18 protein-coding genes and 2 tRNA genes are annotated in these 15,933 nt (G+C 57.1%); 19 read left to right on the top strand and 1 reads right to left on the bottom strand.

What is annotated here, in order from left to right:
- The first annotated feature begins 1 nt into the window (after position 1).
- The 10 genes from B4920_RS04620 to B4920_RS04575 all read left to right on the top strand — a co-directional run bounded on the left by B4920_RS04620 (position 2) and on the right by B4920_RS04575 (position 8,137).
- On the top strand, positions 2-994 hold the full coding sequence (locus B4920_RS04620) for a polysaccharide deacetylase family protein (protein ID WP_216819751.1): 993 nt from the start codon (positions 2-4) through the stop codon (positions 992-994).
- 35 nt (positions 995-1,029) lie between these two features.
- A complete protein-coding gene (locus B4920_RS28645) occupies positions 1,030-1,794 on the top strand; it encodes a tetratricopeptide repeat protein (RefSeq protein WP_139379425.1) in 765 nt (254 codons plus the stop codon).
- Positions 1,795-1,823: 29 nt separating this feature from the next.
- Positions 1,824-3,290, top strand: a complete 1,467-nt coding sequence (locus B4920_RS04610) for a polysaccharide lyase (protein WP_139379424.1) — start codon at positions 1,824-1,826, stop codon at positions 3,288-3,290.
- A gap of 166 nt (positions 3,291-3,456) precedes the next feature.
- Positions 3,457-4,632: an aspartate aminotransferase family protein gene (locus B4920_RS04605; RefSeq protein WP_079433451.1), complete on the top strand. Its 1,176-nt coding sequence runs from the start codon at positions 3,457-3,459 to the stop codon at positions 4,630-4,632.
- Positions 4,633-4,647: 15 nt separating this feature from the next.
- Positions 4,648-5,580, top strand: a complete 933-nt coding sequence (gene argF, locus B4920_RS04600) for an ornithine carbamoyltransferase (RefSeq protein WP_079433450.1) — start codon at positions 4,648-4,650, stop codon at positions 5,578-5,580.
- A 50-nt stretch (positions 5,581-5,630) separates the two neighbouring features.
- The gene (locus tag B4920_RS04595) at positions 5,631-6,860 is read left to right on the top strand and encodes an argininosuccinate synthase (RefSeq protein WP_079433449.1); all 1,230 of its coding nucleotides are present in this window, start codon (positions 5,631-5,633) and stop codon (positions 6,858-6,860) included.
- A gap of 10 nt (positions 6,861-6,870) precedes the next feature.
- The gene (locus B4920_RS04590; protein WP_079433448.1) at positions 6,871-7,104 is read left to right on the top strand and encodes a DUF2788 domain-containing protein; all 234 of its coding nucleotides are present in this window, start codon (positions 6,871-6,873) and stop codon (positions 7,102-7,104) included.
- Positions 7,105-7,122: 18 nt separating this feature from the next.
- Positions 7,123-7,446 carry a pyrimidine/purine nucleoside phosphorylase gene (locus tag B4920_RS04585; protein WP_079433447.1) on the top strand — a complete coding sequence of 108 codons (324 nt, stop codon included), beginning with the start codon at positions 7,123-7,125 and terminating at the stop codon, positions 7,444-7,446.
- A gap of 13 nt (positions 7,447-7,459) precedes the next feature.
- Positions 7,460-7,945: a YajQ family cyclic di-GMP-binding protein gene (locus tag B4920_RS04580; protein WP_079433446.1), complete on the top strand. Its 486-nt coding sequence runs from the start codon at positions 7,460-7,462 to the stop codon at positions 7,943-7,945.
- Between the two features lie 3 nt (positions 7,946-7,948).
- Positions 7,949-8,137 carry a putative motility protein gene (locus tag B4920_RS04575; RefSeq protein ID WP_079433445.1) on the top strand — a complete coding sequence of 63 codons (189 nt, stop codon included), beginning with the start codon at positions 7,949-7,951 and terminating at the stop codon, positions 8,135-8,137.
- 54 nt (positions 8,138-8,191) lie between these two features.
- Here B4920_RS04575 and B4920_RS04570 read toward each other — a convergent pair whose 3' ends face one another.
- Positions 8,192-8,908, bottom strand: coding sequence for a type 1 glutamine amidotransferase (locus tag B4920_RS04570; RefSeq protein WP_079433444.1), 717 nt, complete (start codon positions 8,906-8,908; stop codon positions 8,192-8,194).
- On the opposite strand from B4920_RS04570, the gene B4920_RS04565 reads away from it, so the two are divergent.
- The 9 genes from B4920_RS04565 to B4920_RS04525 all read left to right on the top strand — a co-directional run bounded on the left by B4920_RS04565 (position 8,889) and on the right by B4920_RS04525 (position 15,802).
- The gene (locus B4920_RS04565; protein WP_254050830.1) at positions 8,889-9,566 is read left to right on the top strand and encodes a TIGR02281 family clan AA aspartic protease; all 678 of its coding nucleotides are present in this window, start codon (positions 8,889-8,891) and stop codon (positions 9,564-9,566) included. The two genes, B4920_RS04570 and B4920_RS04565, sit on opposite strands and share 20 nt — an antisense overlap.
- A gap of 11 nt (positions 9,567-9,577) precedes the next feature.
- A complete protein-coding gene (locus B4920_RS04560) occupies positions 9,578-10,183 on the top strand; it encodes a CoA pyrophosphatase (protein WP_079433443.1) in 606 nt (201 codons plus the stop codon).
- 93 nt (positions 10,184-10,276) lie between these two features.
- Positions 10,277-11,206, top strand: a complete 930-nt coding sequence (locus B4920_RS04555; protein WP_079433442.1) for a CobD/CbiB family protein — start codon at positions 10,277-10,279, stop codon at positions 11,204-11,206.
- 27 nt (positions 11,207-11,233) lie between these two features.
- Positions 11,234-12,418: an acetyl-CoA C-acyltransferase family protein gene (locus B4920_RS04550; RefSeq protein WP_079433441.1), complete on the top strand. Its 1,185-nt coding sequence runs from the start codon at positions 11,234-11,236 to the stop codon at positions 12,416-12,418.
- Positions 12,419-12,564: 146 nt separating this feature from the next.
- Positions 12,565-12,843: a 30S ribosomal protein S20 gene (rpsT, locus tag B4920_RS04545; RefSeq protein WP_079433440.1), complete on the top strand. Its 279-nt coding sequence runs from the start codon at positions 12,565-12,567 to the stop codon at positions 12,841-12,843.
- Between the two features lie 276 nt (positions 12,844-13,119).
- Complete coding sequence (locus tag B4920_RS04540; protein ID WP_079433439.1) at positions 13,120-13,392, top strand: HU family DNA-binding protein; 273 nt, start codon at positions 13,120-13,122, stop codon at positions 13,390-13,392.
- A gap of 33 nt (positions 13,393-13,425) precedes the next feature.
- Positions 13,426-13,501, top strand: a tRNA-Val gene (locus B4920_RS04535).
- A 25-nt stretch (positions 13,502-13,526) separates the two neighbouring features.
- Positions 13,527-13,603 (top strand) — tRNA-Asp (locus B4920_RS04530).
- Positions 13,604-13,894: 291 nt separating this feature from the next.
- The gene (locus B4920_RS04525) at positions 13,895-15,802 is read left to right on the top strand and encodes a SurA N-terminal domain-containing protein (protein ID WP_079433438.1); all 1,908 of its coding nucleotides are present in this window, start codon (positions 13,895-13,897) and stop codon (positions 15,800-15,802) included.
- Positions 15,803-15,933 lie beyond the last annotated feature (131 nt).

The raw sequence follows: 15,933 nt of genomic DNA, 5'->3' as shown, positions 1-15,933 counted from the left end.
CGTGAGCTACCAATCGGTTGGCCTGAAACTCGGGGGGCTGCGATCGCTGGGAGGTTGGCGTCCGGACAGATTTACGGCATTGATATTTCACCGCGTTGTGCCGGAGAAGGATCCGATGGTCCCCGGCGAAGTGTATGCGGCAGTGTTCGATAGCCTGATTGGCATGCTGGCGGATACTTATAATGTTCTGCCGCTTGATGATGCGCTGGAGTTGCGCCGTGCGGGAAAGTTGCCTCCCAGGGCAGTGGTGATTACTTTTGATGATGGTTACGAGGATAACTTCTCGGTAGCGCTCCCCATACTCAAGAGACATGGCGTCGTTGCTGCCTTTTTTGTGGCGAGCGGCTTTCTTTCCGGCGGCATGATGTTCAATGACCGGGTCAGGGAGACTATCCGCCTGACGCAGCGTGATGAGCTGAATCTGGACTGGCTGGATCTGAGTGTCCGCAAGCTTGGTCCCGTGGAAACACGGGAGCGTCTTGTCGAAGAGTTGTTGCGGCGGATCAAGTATATGTCGTTGGATGTGAGGGAGGCTGCTCTGGTGCGCCTCGAGGCGGATGCCGGTGTATCGTTGCCTACCGGCATGATGATGAGTCCGGCTCAGCTGAGGGGGCTGGCAGATGCAGGGATGATCGTTGGCGGACATACGGTGAATCACCCGATCCTTTCTGTTCTGGATGACAAGGGCGCAAGGGAAGAGATAGAGAGAAACCGCGACGAGCTTGGGTCCATCTTGGGCCATGTGCCGCGTTTTTTTGCTTATCCGAACGGGAAACCCGGCGCTGATTATTCAGCTCGGGATGTCGAGTTGGTTCGGCAGGCAGGCTACGAGGCTGCATTCAGTACATCGATCGGATCGGTGGGGCCGGAATCCGACGTATTCCAGTTGCCTCGATTCACTCCTTGGGATCGCACGGCGGGACGCTTTGCACTCCGTTTGGCTCACAATTTCTTGCGCGTTGGTGCTCCGCAGCTTGTCGAGTCGGTGCGGTAACCTCAGAATTCATTTGATTTGCCCTGGAGATCGCCATGATTGGAATCCCGTCGATGAGTGCCATGCCCGCAGCAAGATCTTTGCGAATGCGGTTGTTGTTCTTCCTGTTTGGTCTCCATGCCTTCTCTGTCGGCGCTGCCGATTTGGGGGGGTGTACTCCCGGAGGAGTGACTAGTGGTCCTTATGATTATCGGGCTGCGCCAGGGGATGTGCTGGGGCGCGTGGAGCACTTTCACTTCAGTTCTCAGGTTGAGGCTCTGGTAAAAGGGGATAGTTCGGCTTATATCGGAGCAGATTTGGACTTTGTATTGCGATATTTTCCGAATCACCATCGGGCTTTGTCCGCGATGGCACGGCTTGCCAAGCGAGACAAGACTAATCGTCCGAGGGGCGCTGGGGTGAGCGTTGATTGTTATTTCGAGCTTGCAAGCAGGATCGCCCCGGATGATGGGATGGTTGATTTGCTGTATGGCATGTGGCTGTTGGATGCGGGGAATAAGGTCGCCGCGCAGGAGCGTCTCGTGCGTGCTCAAAAGACTGTTCCTCCGGATAATGCCAATTACCAGTACAACCTGGGTTTGGGTTGGTTTGCGTTGGGGCGGTATGACGATGCCCTGGTCGCAGCCCATGCAGCCTACGGGCGAGGTTACCCCTTGCCAGGGCTCAGGCAAAAGCTGGAAAAGGTTGGCAAATGGAAGCCCGTGCCGCCTGTGGAGTCAGGGGTGCCCGAGCCGAAGGAGGAGGGGAAGGTGGATGAGGCAGTTAAGCCTCAGGCGCCTTCGGGAGAGGGGGCGCGGTGATTCTTGGCTGGCTGAGGTTGCGCTCTTGCTTGGCACTGCTGGTGTGTTGCTTGACGGCATGGGCAGAGGCCGCCGATACGCTGGGAGACGGCCCCGATGGGGTTACTTGCCATGCCTTCAACCGAGGGGTTGGGGGGGATTGGGCGCGTAAAGGTGGGGATTGGCAGGATGCGTCGCATCAGCTGTTTGGAATGCGGCCTTATTCTAGAGTCACAGTTCCCGAGGCTTACAAGGGGAGGACCATACAGCTGGACCTTACCGCGCTGGTCAAGGATTGGATGCTGGGTAAGGCCGATGCCTCAAAGGGCATGATGATTTCGCCAATGGCGGGAAATGGCATCCTGGATGTGAGCAGTCGGGAGAATTCCGCGATTGCCGACCGTCCTGTCGTTACATTTGAGTTTTCCGATGGTGGCGCAGATATCGTATTTCCGTCTGCGGACTCCTATATGGACTGCTCCACATATGCGAGTCTCGGCCAGGAGAATCGTCTCAAGATAGGCGGTGGCGCGCGAGGTATTCTGGGATTTCCGTTGCCGAAAAGTTTGCGTGAACGACGTCTGGCCAGAGCAACGTTGACCCTGAGTCTTGTAAGGCAATACGGTGGTGAGGTGACGCTCGGTGTCTTTGCTGTCAGCCCGCCGTCTAGCCCCGATTCGGTATCGCGGCCGGGGTTGGCCAGCAGGTACGCCAACGAGGAAGCATTGGCGAAGGATCCGGATGTTTATTTTGTGTCAGGATTCGAGAGTGCCGCGTGGGAGTTTGGATGGTCGTATTATGATCCGCGCTCTTTTGCTGAGCGTGTGAGCAAGGATCCTGAGAATGGTTTTGCGCCTTTGTCGGGCAATGCCTTGAGGGTTCGGTTCAAAAAAGGCAAGAATCTAGGGCTTGACTTGCGCTATGGCTTTCGTGAAAAGCTCGGATTTGAGCCGGAAGAGGTCTATTTTCGGTACTACCTGAGGTTGGGAGCCAGCTGGTCGCCTGACGTCGACGGCGGAAAACTTCCGGGTTTTGGCGGTACGTACGGAAAGGCAGGCTGGGGCTTGCGTCAGAGCTCCGGGGATAATGGTTGGTCATTGCGGGGTTTGTTCTCGGTCATGGCGAGTTCGAGCAATCCCCTGGCGGGGACGACGCCTATCGGTACGTATGCGTATCATGCTGACATGGAGTCAGATTCGGGGGATCCGCTGAATTGGAGTCTCGATCGTCTCGGGGCCTTGCAGAGAAATCGCTGGTACTGCATTGAGCAATATCTGAAACTCAACAAACCAGGGCAGAAGAATGGGGTCTTGCGGGCGTGGGTGGATGGCCGCCTTGCCTATGAAAAGACGAATCTGCGCCTGCGTAATATTCCTGACCTGAAAATCGAAACCATCTGGTTCAATATCTATCATGGGGGCACTGCGCCGCCGCCAAGGGATATGGACGTTTACATCGACAATGTTGTCATCGCAAAATCTTACATCGGGCCGATGCGGCCAGCGGGGGCAAGGTGACTGGCTGACGGCGGATGTCGCAAGCCTGTACAATCTGGCAGTTGTCACTTAGAATGCCTCAGCGGTTTTCTATATTCGACGGCGACGAAAGTCGCCGTTTCGCCTTTCTGGTGCTGGCGCAGTGGGTTGCGTCAGCGGCGGGCGAGCATCGGAACAAGGTTGCTTCATGTCTCACCTGATGAACACTTACGGGCGACTTCCGGTGGCATTCAGCCACGGGGAGGGTTCCTGGCTGTTTGACTTATCCGGCAAGCGATACCTTGATGCCTTATCCGGAATCGCCGTGTCGACACTCGGGCATAACCATCCCCGCTTGGTTCGCGCAATTGCCGAACAGGCGTCCCGCGTGATCCACACTTCCAATCTGTACGGAATTCCCCTGCAGGAGGCGCTGTCGGACAGGCTTGCCGAGCTGTCAGCGATGGACGAGGTGTTCTTCTGCAACTCTGGGTGCGAGGCCAACGAGGCCGCCATCAAGCTTGCCCGGTTGTATGGTTACAAGCGTGGGATTGCGGAGCCAGTGATCATTGTCATGGAGCATTCTTTCCATGGACGTACTCTTGCCACACTGTCCGCAACCGGCAACAAGAAGGTACAGATCGGCTTTGAGCCGCTAGTGGGCGGTTTTCTGCGTGTTCCCTTTGACGACTTGGCGGCAGTCGAGCGCAGCCTTGAAGGGCGCGCCGACGTCGTAGGCATCCTGCTTGAGCCCGTCCAGGGTGAGGGTGGCATTCACGTGGCCCAGCAGGCCTATCTGAAGGCCTTGCGCACGCTGTGCGACGAGCGTGAACTGTTGCTGATGTTCGACGAGGTGCAATGTGGCGTCGGACGGACCGGCAAGTGGTTTGGTCATCAGAATGCGGATATCAAGCCGGACGTGATGTCCCTCGCCAAGGGGCTCGGTTCCGGTGTCCCGATCGGGGCATGTCTGGCTGCTGGGCGTGCCGCCGGTGTTTTCCAGCCGGGCAATCACGGGTCGACCTTTGGCGGCAATCCGCTGGCTTGCGCTGCTGCGCTGACGACCTTGTCGGTTATCGATGAAGAAGGTCTTCTCGAGAACGCCGAGCGTATCGGCCGTATTATCTGCAGCGGCTTGAGCAAGGCACTAGAGGGGGTTCCTGGTGTCCTCGACATCCGCAGCGCCGGTCTGATGATCGGCATCGAACTCGACCGTCCCTGCGGTGCCTTGGTGGCGCAGGCTCTTGAGGCGGGCTATCTGATCAATGTCACTGCGGACAAGGTTGTACGCTTGTTGCCTTCGCTGAATTTCAGCGAAGGCGAAGCAACCGCGTTGGTGGATGGATTGGTGCCGCTGATCAAGGGATTTCTTGCAGCACAATAACGAAGAACGAGTGCCATGAACGCACCGAGACACTACTTACAGTTCAACGATTTTTCCTGCGCTGAGTACGATTATCTTTTTTCCCGCACCCGCTGGATAAAAGAGCGTTTCAAGCGCTACGAGCCCCATCATCCATTGTTCGATAGAACACTGGTGATGATCTTCGAAAAGGCCAGCACGCGGACGCGCTTGTCCTTCGAGGCCGGGATGCAGCAACTCGGTGGATCGGCGATCTACCTGAACACGCGGGATTCCCAGCTGGGCCGTGGTGAGCCGGTGGAGGACGCCGCTCAGGTGATCTCGCGCATGAGCGATATCGTGATGATCCGCACCTTCGAGCAGTCCATCATCGAGCGTTTCGCGGAGTATTCGCGGGTGCCGGTGATCAATGGCTTGACCAACGAATACCATCCCTGCCAGATCCTGGCCGACATCTACACCTTCATTGAGCATCGTGGTTCGATCAAGGGTAAGACTGTGGCCTGGGTTGGGGATTCGAACAACGTCTGCAATACCTGGTTGCAGGCGGCAGAAGTGCTGGATTTCCATGTCCATGTGTCCACGCCGCCGGGCTATGAAGTCGAACCCGAGCGGGCCGGTTTGTATGGCACGGGTCACTATGCGCACTTCGATGACCCGATGGCGGCTTGCCGTGGTGCGGATCTGGTGACCACCGATGTGTGGACCAGCATGGGCTTCGAGGCGGAAAACGAAGAGCGGATGCGCGATTTTGCCGACTGGCAGGTGGACGAGGACATGATGAAAGTTGCCAATCCCGGAGCCTTGTTCATGCATTGTCTGCCGGCTCATCGTGGCGAGGAAGTGTCTGCAGAGGTTATCGACGGGCCCCAGTCCGTTGTCTGGGATGAGGCGGAGAACCGTCTGCACGTACAGAAAGCATTGATGGAATACCTGCTGATCGGAAAGATCGAGGGGGACTGCGCTTAGCGCGGTCGGAAACGGTTAGGACTCATTTACTCATATTCGGAAAGCGGGACATGAGCGACGTAAAGAAGGTTGTGCTTGCCTACTCGGGCGGGCTGGATACATCGGTAATCCTCAAGTGGCTGCAGGACACTTATCAGTGTGAAGTGGTCACCTTCACGGCCGATTTGGGGCAGGGCGAGGAGCTCGAACCGGCGCGCGCCAAGGCGCTGCAATTCGGCATCAAGCCCGAGAACATCTTCATCGACGATCTGCGTGAAGAGTTCGTGCGCGACTTCGTGTTCCCGATGTTCCGCTGTAATGCGATTTACGAAGGTGAGTACCTGCTCGGTACCTCCATTGCGCGTCCGCTCATTGCCAAGCGCCAGATCGAGATTGCCCGCGAGACCGGCGCCGATGCTGTATCCCACGGCGCCACCGGTAAGGGTAACGATCAGGTTCGTTTCGAGCTGGGCTACTATGCGCTGATGCCTAACGTGAAGGTCATCGCGCCGTGGCGTGAGTGGGACCTGCTGTCCCGCGAGAAGCTGCTGGCGTATGCCGAGAAGAACGGCATTCCCATCGAAATGAAGCACAAGCAGGGCGGCTCCCCGTACTCCATGGATGCCAACCTGCTGCATATCTCCTTCGAGGGGCGTCATCTGGAGAACCCGGCGGCAGAGGCCGAGGAGTCCATGTGGCGCTGGACAGTATCTCCGGAAGCGGCTCCGGATGCGGCCGAGTACGTCGATCTCGAATTCGAGAAGGGTGATCTGGTCGCCATCAATGGCACCCGCTTGAAGGCTCACGAGCTGCTTGCCAAGCTCAACGAACTCGGCGGCAAGCACGGCATCGGTCGTCTTGATCTGGTCGAGAACCGCTATGTGGGCATGAAGTCCCGCGGTTGCTACGAGACCCCGGGTGGAACCATCCTGCTGCGTGCGCACCGTGCCATCGAGTCCATTACGCTGGACCGTGAAGTGGCTCACCTCAAGGACGATCTGCTGGCCCGCTATGCCAGCCTGATCTACACCGGCTATTGGTGGAGCCCTGAGCGGCAGGCCATGCAGGCGCTGATCGACCATACCCAGCAGACCGTCAATGGTTGGGTTCGTCTCAAGCTCTACAAGGGCAATGTGATCGTTGTGGCTCGTGACTCCAAGACTGACTCCTTGTTCGATCCGACGATTGCCACCTTCGAGGATGATCAGGGGGCTTACAACCAGAAGGATGCTCATGGCTTCATTCGCCTCAATGCGTTGCGTATGCGCATTGCAGCCAATGCGAAGGCGAAGCGGGGCTGACTGAACAAAAATGGATCCGAATGCCCCAGTGATATTCGGCCTCACCGTGGCCGAGTTCGAGGATATCTCCCTCAAGGTGTGCGTAGGTGGTCTGATTGCCTACATGATATTCATCATCGGCCAGCTCGCCTGGGAGTCGAAAGCGGGTAAGTACGGTGCGATCTGGATGTTCGTGGGGCTTGGTGTTGGTTTCATCGGTTTCATGGCCAAGGGAATCATCCAGAAGCTGTTAGGCATTGAATAAACTTGTGAAGGTAGCAACATGACTCAGTCAGTTCAGTTTGACGGTGTTTCCGTCATCAAGAAGGCCAATGTTTATTTCGACGGCAAGTGCGTCAGCCACACGGTCATCTTTGCTGATGGCAGCAAAAAAACCGTCGGCGTGATCCTGCCGGCCAGTCTGACTTTCAATACCGGTGAGCCGGAAGTGATGGAGACTGTTGGCGGTTCCTGTCGCTATCGCCTCAAGGGCGAGGCCGAGTGGAGGCTGTCTGCTGCGGGCGAAAGCTTCAAGGTGCCGGGCAATTCCAGCTTCGATATCGAAGTGACTGGCGAACCCTATCACTACGTCTGTTATTTCGGCTGACCGGGAGGCGTCCATGCCATCTTTCGACATTACGTCCGAGGTCGACATGGTTGCCCTGAAAAATGCTGTCGAAGGGGCGAATCGCAAGATTTCCGGTCGATACGACTTCAAGGGGACGGATGCTCGCGTAGAGCAGCAGGAGAAGCTCCTTATCCTGCACGGCGACAGCAATTTCCAGCTGGAGCAGATGCTGGCGATTCTATTGCCCGAAATGACGGCCAAGAAGATCGATGTGCGCTGCCTCAAGCATGGAGATATCCAGAAGGTGGGCGGAAACAAGGTCAAGCAGGAGCTCACCGTCCGGGTCGGTATCGAGCAGGAGCAATCCAAGAAGATCGTCAAGCTGATCAAGGACAGCAAGCTCAAGGTCCAGGCCAGTATCCAGGGTGAGGCCGTTCGCATCAGCGGAGCGAAGCGGGATGTCCTGCAAGAATGTATTGCCCTGGTCCGGAAGGATGTGACGGACTATCCTTTGCAGTATGGCAATTTCCGGGATTGAGCGATGAGCGTTTCCGCGCTGGCATCCACGTCACAGGTGCAGACACAGGACTCGGTTTCCGTCCTGATGTTGCGTAAGGTGCTCGATCAGCAGCAGCAGAGCGCGGCGCAAATGCTGGAGGCGCTTCCCAGGCCGGTGGCAGCACCGGATCCGGCCGCCACGGTTGGGCGGACGATCGATACATTTGCGTGATCTGATGCTACGTGTAAGAACCGGCCTGCGGGCCGGTTTTTATTTGCCTGGGCGTCAGGTGTCCGCCTGAAGGCCTTTGATCCACTGGGAGTACAGCTGTTCGGCAGCACGGTTCAACGCTGCCAGGCGACTGTCGAGGTTTTCGGCCATCTGTTCGGGGGTTTGAACCGTCGGGGAAGGTAGACTGGCTGCGATTTCATCCACGCCGCTCTGGCACCAGTCGTGGATCATTTCAGTGGTCATCTCTACATGGCATTGCATGCCGAGGTGCTTTTCGCCCACCACGTAAGCCTGGTTGGGGCAGGCCGCGCTGGCGAGGATGCGTGTTCCGCCAGGTGGAATCGAGAAAGTCTCCCCGTGCCAGTGGAAGCTATCGAACTGGCGGGTATTGCCCAGCCAGCGGGACGTCAGGGGCGTGTCTACGGCAGTCACCAGACCCCAGCCGATCTCTTTTACCGGGTTGCGGGTAACAACGCCTCCCAGCGCCTTGCTGATCAATTGTCCGCCCAGGCAGTGGCCGATTACTGGGCGGTCGGCATGGATCATGCACCGTATGAGTTCAAGAAGAGGGGGGATCCATGGGAGATCGTCGTTGACGCTCATGGGGCCACCCATCAAACAGAGACCGGAGAATTCATCAAACCGTGATGGAACTCCGTCGCCCGCGTCGATTCTGAACAACTGCCACGGTACAGAATGACTGTCCAGGAATGTGGCAAAATGGCCTGGACCTTCTGTCCTGCTATGTCGAATGATTGCTACCGGTTTCATGATGACTCCCTTGATTGGTCGTTTGCTGCAGTGTAGCGGCGTGCTCCTGGGCTGCCTAGCGATCCCGGCAGGGGCAACGGAAGTGGCATTGGCCGGGGTTTTTCCCGGAAAGGCGCTCATGGTCATCAACGGGGGAAGTCCTCGGGCGCTTGGTGTGGGTGCCGTTACGCAGGAAGGGGTCAAGATCATTGCGGTTGATGGTGACGGAGCCGTGGTCGAAGTGGACGGGCGTCGTCAGCGTCTGGTTGTTGGGCAGCAGGCCCTTAATCTCGGCAGCGATGGCCAGCGGGCGCCTTCCGTAACCGTGCAGGCTGACAGCCGGGGGCAGTTTCACGTACCGGGTTCGATCAATGGTTCTGCAATCCGTTTCGTGGTTGATACGGGGGCGACATATGTGTCGCTGGGGCGTGCCGACGCATCGAGGGCGGGTATCGATGTCAGCAAGGCCGAGACGGTGGCGATGCAGACGGCCAATGACGTGGCTCAGGCCTGGAAGGTCAGGTTCGATACGGTGCGTGTCGGAGATGTCGTTCTGCGCAACGTTGACGGAATCGTTCAGAGTGCTGACATGCCTTTCGCATTGCTGGGTATGAGTTTTCTCAATCGCATGGAGATGCGGCACGATGGTGCCAGCCTCCGGTTGCGCCAACGCTATTGATAGTGACAGCGATGACAACAGCTCAGGATTTGTCAAAAATTGCTTCGGTGGAGTGGTTGCGCGCCTGCTTTGTGGACGGCGTTGTGTCGGATGCTGCTGTGGAGGAGGCCGGGTTAGCAGGGCCGCTGACGCCGGCAGCTGTGCTTGTGCCCATCGTTCTGCGCGAGAAGGAGCCTACGGTCTTGCTGACGCGTCGGACTGACCACCTTCATCATCACCCTGGTCAGGTCAGTTTCCCGGGGGGGCGTGTCGAGGCGCACGACGTGTCGCCCATGGATACGGCTCTGCGGGAGACCGAGGAGGAAATCGGTCTTGTCCGTGAAAAGGTTGAGCTGTTGGGGTGTTTGCCCCAGTACCGAACCGGGACAGGCTTCGATGTGACTCCGGTGGTGGGTTTGGTGAGTCCGCCTCTGGATTTGGCTTTGGATGCTTTTGAAGTTGCGGAGGCTTTTGAGGTTCCGCTCTCCTTTCTGCTCGATCATGCGAACCATCGTCTGCAATCGGTAGAGGTGCGCGGGGTCAGTCGCGAATACTATGCAATGCCCTATGGCGATTACTTTATTTGGGGGGCAACGGCGGGAATGCTCGTCAGTCTTCACCGATTCCTGCTCAGATGAGCCGTCTCCGTTTGTATTGCGTCCGTTTGGTGGTATCTTGAGGCCACACTTTATAGGCTTGAACCATGAGGGCCCACCAAAGCCCCCCGCCGCATGACCCTGTTTTCTCTGATAGCCGCCTTGCTCCTGGAGCAACTTCGTCCGCTCCCGGTGGAGCGTTTCGTAAAAGCCCCCTTAGGTGTTTTTGCCCGTTTTCTGGAGGATCGCTTCAACGATGGTGAGGCGCGCCACGGTGCGGTAGCGTGGTGGGTGGCAATAATCACGTCCTGCTTCGCCTCCGCATTGCTCTATTTCGTCCTCTGGCACGTTCATCCGGTGCTTGCTTTCGCGTTTAATGTACTGGTGCTTTACTTGACGATGGGTTTTCGCCAGGTCAGCCATTTTTTTACAGACATCCAATTGGCGCTTCGTATGGGGGAACTTCCCCAGGCTCGACGCCTGATCGCCGAGTGGAGGGGGAGGAGCCATGAAGGCGCGAGTTCCAGTGAGGTCGCCAGACTGGCCATCGAAGAAGCGCTGGTTGCTGCGCACCGTAATGTTTTTGGAGTAGCCTTCTGGTTCATTCTGTTGCCTGGACCTAGCGGAGCCGTCTTTTATCGACTCGCGCATTTCTTCAATGAGGCCTGGGGGAATCGGGATCGGTCTGACGAGTTTGGTGACTTCGGTGATTTCTCCCGAAGAGTGTTCGCCATTCTTGACTGGTTGCCGGTCCGCCTGACGGCCATAGCGTTTTCGATCGTCGGCGATTTCGAGGATGGGGTGTACTGTTGGCGTGCCCAGGCTACACAATGGAAAGACAAGGCTTCCGGTATACTCTTGGCGAGTGGTGGTGGCGCCTTGGGAGTACGTCTGGGTATGCCGATACACGAATCCGGGGAAGTGATAGAACGTCCGGAAATGGGGGTTGGCGATGAGGCCGACGCCGATTTCATGCAAAGTACTATCGGCCTGATCTGGCGTACGCTGGTGCTGGTGTGTCTTGTGCTGGCTCTGTTGGGCGTTGCTGGATGGGTTGGTAATTAACCGTAGCAATTCTGAGGAGGAGTTCACATGGCTAATCGTGAAGTGGTGGTTCTGAGCGCAGTACGTTCTGCTATCGGTGCCTTCGGAGGCGCGCTGGCGGAATTTGATTCCAGCGATTTGGCCGGTATCGTGATGAAGGAGTCTGTTGTTCGCTCGGGCGTGGATCCTCAGCTGATCAACTATGTCACCGTGGGCAACTGTATGCCTACTGACTCCCGCTATGCCTACGTGCCCCGCGTCGCCTCCATTCAGGCTGGATTGCCAATGGAGTCCGTCGCCATGCAGGTCGGCCGTCTGTGCTCCTCTGGCCTGCAGGGTATCGTCACGACCGCACAAAATATTCTGCTTGGTGATGCAGATTATGGTGTCGGCGGCGGGGTGGAGGTCATGTCCAAGGCGGCTTACTTCTTGCCGGCCCTGCGTTCCGGCGCCCGCATGGGTGACACCAAGGCAATCGACAGCATGGTTGCTGTTCTGACCGATCCGTTCGGCGTTGGCCACATGGGTATCACCGCTGAAAACCTCGCGGCCAAGCATGGCTTCAGTCGTGAAGAGCAGGATGCATTTGCTGTGGAGTCCCAGCGTCGTGCGGCGCTCGCCATTGACGAGGGGCGCTTCAAGTCCCAGATCGTTCCCATCGTCAAGCAGACCCGCAAGGGCGATGTCGTTTTTGACACCGATGAGCACGTCAAGCGCGGGACGACGATGGAGTCGCTGGCCAAGATGAAGCCGGCCTTCAAGAAGGATGGCACGGTTACCGCGGGTAACGCTTCCGGTATCAACGATGGTGCGGCATTCTTTGTGCTGGCCGATGGTTCGACTGCCGTCAATGCAGGTTACAAGCCTCTCGCTCGCCTTGTCTCCTATGCGATTGCGGGTGTGCCCAACGACGTCATGGGCGAAGGCCCCATCCCGGCATCGCGCCTGGCGCTCAAGAAGGCTGGACTTTCTCTCGACCAGATGGACGTCATTGAGTCCAACGAAGCCTTCGCCGCGCAGGCGCTGACGGTCGCCAAGGTCCTTGGCCTCGATCCGGCCAAGACGAACCCGAACGGTGGCGCGATTGCTCTGGGCCATCCGGTTGGATGTTCCGGCGCCTTCATTGCAACGAAGGCCCTCTATGAACTGCAGCGTACTGGCGGTCGTTATGCGTTGGTGACCATGTGCATCGGCGGCGGGCAGGGGATCGCGACGATCTTTGAACGTATCTGAGCCTGAGTTATTGAGCGGCTCGAATGCCCCGTGTGCCTGCGTACGGGGCATTTTCATTTGATGGAAGATCTTAAAAGGTCTTGCCAGAGAAGATGCTTGCCATTAAAATCTTGCCTTTAATGCATTTAATTTAGGATTACTCAAAGATGGCCAACTCGGCACAAGCCCGTAAGCGCGCCCGTCAAGCAGTCAAGGCCCGCGCCCTCAACATTAGCCTGCGTTCGCGTCTGCGCACTGCTATCAAGGCTGTTCGCAAGGCGGTTGTGGCTGGTGACAAGCAAGTGGCTCAGCAAGTTTTTGTGGCTTCTCAGAGCACGATCGACAGCATCGCTGACAAGAAGATCATTCACAAGAACAAGGCTGCTCGCCATAAGAGCCGCCTGTCTGCCGCTATCAAGGCGATGGGCGCTGTTGCCGCTGCTTAAACACATCTTCAGATGTGTGGCATGGCCTTCGGTCATGCGCTGCAGCAAAGCAAATGTGTAAAAGGCTGCTATAGCGGCCTTTTACCATTTTTGCGATGGAGATTAACGCGCGCGCCACGGCGGACGACGCGTGCGCAGCGAGTCCCGTCTTGACATCCTGATTTTTAGCGCGTTATATAGGATCAATCCCTGTGCGCATCGGCAGTCTCGTGATATTGCGCCAGCATTTGTCGTCGGAGTTTCCTGTTTGTTTTCTTTGATAACGAGGGGGCTTGTATGAACAAATCCGAACTGATCGATCAAATCGCTGTTGGTGCTGACATTTCGAAGGCGGCTGCGGGGCGAGCGCTGGATGCTGCTATTGGTGCAGTCAAGCAAACCTTGAAAAAGGGGGGGACTGTAACCTTGGTGGGTTTTGGAACCTTTCATGTTGGGGAGCGGGCGGCACGTAGTGGCCGTAATCCTCGAACGGGTGCAGCCATCAAGATTGGGTCAGCAAAAATTCCAAAATTTAGGCCTGGCAAAGCATTGAAAGATGCGCTACAATAATTAGCTATTGATTTCGAGAACTCTTCGATATCTGGGTGCTTAGCTCAGTTGGTAGAGCGTCGCCCTTACAAGGCGAATGTCGGCGGTTCGACCCCGTCAGCACCCACCAGTCATTAATTGGCTGAAATTGAGCTGGAGTGGTAGTTCAGTTGGTTAGAATACCGGCCTGTCACGCCGGGGGTCGCGGGTTCGAGTCCCGTCCACTCCGCCAACGCAATCAAGATTGCGAGATGAAAAAGGTCACTTTATGTGGCCTTTTTTCTTTTTTATCGCTGCCATCCTCTGGGCCTTGTCCCCTACGATTCCTGCATGTAGACTCGATCAATCATGCAGTGGCTACAGTTTCATTGAACGTCGGGCTGGCTGCCCGAGTTCCCTGCTGTATGTGCTCAAAGGGTGATCATACGAATGTCAGGCGAAAGAGGGCGAACTGAGGTTCGCCTTTTTTGTATTATCCCGCCGAGAGTCACTTGCCAATAAGCGCCGTAACTAAGGACCCCGCATGTTTGATGCTGTACGCAACAACAAGAAGATTGTTCAGGTTTTTCTGCTCTTGATCACGTTGCCCTTCGCCTTCTGGGGGGTGGATTCATATGTTCGCAACATGAGTGGTGGCGATGAGCTTGCGACCGTAGGAGGTTCCTCCATTGCACAGGCGGAATTCCAGCAGGCGCTGCGGGAGCAGCAAGAGCGGATGCAGACCGCTTTGGGGGCCAACTTCAATCCGGCGATGATGGAAACGCTGGAAGCGCGTCGGGCCGTTCTGGAAAATTTGGTGAACCAGCGTCTTTTGGCGCTGGATCTGGCCAGGAAGCATGTGACGGTGTCGGATCAGCGTGTGCGCGACACCATTGCATCTATTCCTGCTTTTCAGGACAACGGCCAATTCTCCTTGCCGCGCTACGAGGCCTTGCTGAAGGCCCAGGGCATGACCCAGGCTGTGTTCGAGGCGCGTCTGCGCCAGGATCTGGCTTTGCAGCAGCTGATCGGTGTTGTGGCCGAAGGCGTGCTCGTTTCGCGCAAATCTGCGGAAGGTGTCTACTCCGTTCAACAGGAAGAGCGTCAGGTCAGCGAGGTGCGTCTAGGTTCCGCCAACTATGCGGGGTCGGTCAAATTGCCCGAAGATGCCGAGCGTAAGTTCTACGAGGCAAATCGGAAGCGATTTGAACTGCCGGCCCAGGTTCGGGCGGAGTATGTCGCTCTCAATCGGGACGAGTTGGCATCGCAACTCGCGCTCAGTGACGCGGATCTCCGCAAGGAGTACGACGCTCACCCCGAGCGGTTTCGTCAGGGTGAGGAACGCCGCGCAAGCCACATCCTGATTCAGGCCGACAAGGCGGTGGGTGAAGCTACCTTGAAGGTAGCCAGGGAGAAGGCAGAAGGATTGCTGAAACAGGTTAAGGCGAACCCCGGTGATTTTGCGAAGCTGGCCAAGGATAACTCTCAAGATCCGGGGTCGGCTGCCAAAGGGGGGGATCTTGGCTATTTTCCGCGTGGCGCGATGGTCAAGCCCTTTGAAGAGGCGGTTTTTGCGTTGGACAAGGAAGGGGATTTGTCCGGGGTTGTCCAGTCGGATTTCGGCTTCCACATCATTCGTCTGACTGGTGTGAAGACGGAAAAGGCGCGCGCCTTCGACGAGGTCAAATCCGAGATTGCCGCCGAACTGAAACGCACTGAGGCTGCGAAGAAGTTTGCCGAGCTTATGGACGGATTCAGCAATACTGTCTACGAGCAGGCGGACAGCCTCAAGCCGGCCGCTGAGAAGTTCAAGCTACAGATTCGCACGACAGACTGGATTGCACGGGATGGCAAGATGGCTCCACCCTTTGATAATCCGAAGCTTGCCGCTGCCCTCTTTGCCGACGATAGCGTCAAGAACAAGCGGAACACGGAGGCTGTTGATGTCGGTGGTGGAACCATGGTGGCGGCCCGCGTACTGGAATTCAAGCCTGCGTCCGTTCGTCCGTTTGAAGAGGTGAGAGCGGATATTGCCAAGGTGCTCGTCAGTGAAGAGGCCGGCAAGCTGGCGGAGGAGGACGGTGCCGCCAAGCTCGCCAAGCTCGTCAAGGGTGAGTCGCTGGAACTGGTGTGGAATGCACCGCATGGTCTGCTGCGTGGTACGCAGGATCTGCCTCCTGATGCAGTGCGGGCGGTCTTCCGTGCGCCGGTCGACAAGCTCCCGAGCTATGTGGGGGCCAAGCTCCCGGGTGCCGGTTACGCGATCTTTCGCATAGAGAAGGTGACCCGTCCGACGGTTGGTGAGGGCGATCCGCGTCTGGATGCCTTGCGCCAGCAATATGCGCGAGTCCTGGCCGAGCAGGATTTTTCGGCTTACGTTGCAGCCCTGCGTAAGCGCTATGACGTCAAGATCAATACGGCGGCGCTGGAGCCGGCGAAAGAAAAGCAGTAAGAAAACAGTCTTGTAGAAATGAAAAAGCCCTTGTTAAACAAGGGCTTTTTTGTTGTGTGCGCCCAGCATGGGCGCACGCCTGCGGGTGCAAGTCCCGCTGCGAGCTGGTCACAGTGAGCAAAGTGAAGCGC

Origin of the sequence: Zoogloea sp. LCSB751, from assembly GCF_002028455.1 — a bacterium.
In the GTDB taxonomy this organism is placed as follows: Bacteria; Pseudomonadota; Gammaproteobacteria; order Burkholderiales; family Rhodocyclaceae; genus Zoogloea.
This window is presented reverse-complemented; position numbering and strand designations above follow the sequence as displayed.

Bases quoted from the DNA above. Each gene is read 5' to 3' on its own strand.
- B4920_RS28645 (WP_139379425.1), top strand. From the start codon at position 1,030: ATGATTGGAATCCCGTCGATGAGTGCCATGCCCGCAGCAAGATCTTTG.
- B4920_RS04605 (WP_079433451.1), top strand. From the start codon at position 3,457: ATGTCTCACCTGATGAACACTTACGGGCGACTTCCGGTGGCATTCAGC.
- argF (WP_079433450.1), top strand. From the start codon at position 4,648: ATGAACGCACCGAGACACTACTTACAGTTCAACGATTTTTCCTGCGCT.
- B4920_RS04595 (WP_079433449.1), top strand. From the start codon at position 5,631: ATGAGCGACGTAAAGAAGGTTGTGCTTGCCTACTCGGGCGGGCTGGAT.
- B4920_RS04590 (WP_079433448.1), top strand. From the start codon at position 6,871: ATGGATCCGAATGCCCCAGTGATATTCGGCCTCACCGTGGCCGAGTTC.
- B4920_RS04585 (WP_079433447.1), top strand. From the start codon at position 7,123: ATGACTCAGTCAGTTCAGTTTGACGGTGTTTCCGTCATCAAGAAGGCC.
- B4920_RS04580 (WP_079433446.1), top strand. From the start codon at position 7,460: ATGCCATCTTTCGACATTACGTCCGAGGTCGACATGGTTGCCCTGAAA.
- B4920_RS04575 (WP_079433445.1), top strand. From the start codon at position 7,949: ATGAGCGTTTCCGCGCTGGCATCCACGTCACAGGTGCAGACACAGGAC.
- B4920_RS04565 (WP_254050830.1), top strand. From the start codon at position 8,889: ATGATTGCTACCGGTTTCATGATGACTCCCTTGATTGGTCGTTTGCTG.
- B4920_RS04570 (WP_079433444.1), bottom strand. From the start codon at position 8,908: ATGAAACCGGTAGCAATCATTCGACATAGCAGGACAGAAGGTCCAGGC.
- B4920_RS04560 (WP_079433443.1), top strand. From the start codon at position 9,578: ATGACAACAGCTCAGGATTTGTCAAAAATTGCTTCGGTGGAGTGGTTG.
- B4920_RS04555 (WP_079433442.1), top strand. From the start codon at position 10,277: ATGACCCTGTTTTCTCTGATAGCCGCCTTGCTCCTGGAGCAACTTCGT.
- B4920_RS04550 (WP_079433441.1), top strand. From the start codon at position 11,234: ATGGCTAATCGTGAAGTGGTGGTTCTGAGCGCAGTACGTTCTGCTATC.
- rpsT (WP_079433440.1), top strand. From the start codon at position 12,565: ATGGCCAACTCGGCACAAGCCCGTAAGCGCGCCCGTCAAGCAGTCAAG.
- B4920_RS04540 (WP_079433439.1), top strand. From the start codon at position 13,120: ATGAACAAATCCGAACTGATCGATCAAATCGCTGTTGGTGCTGACATT.
- B4920_RS04525 (WP_079433438.1), top strand. From the start codon at position 13,895: ATGTTTGATGCTGTACGCAACAACAAGAAGATTGTTCAGGTTTTTCTG.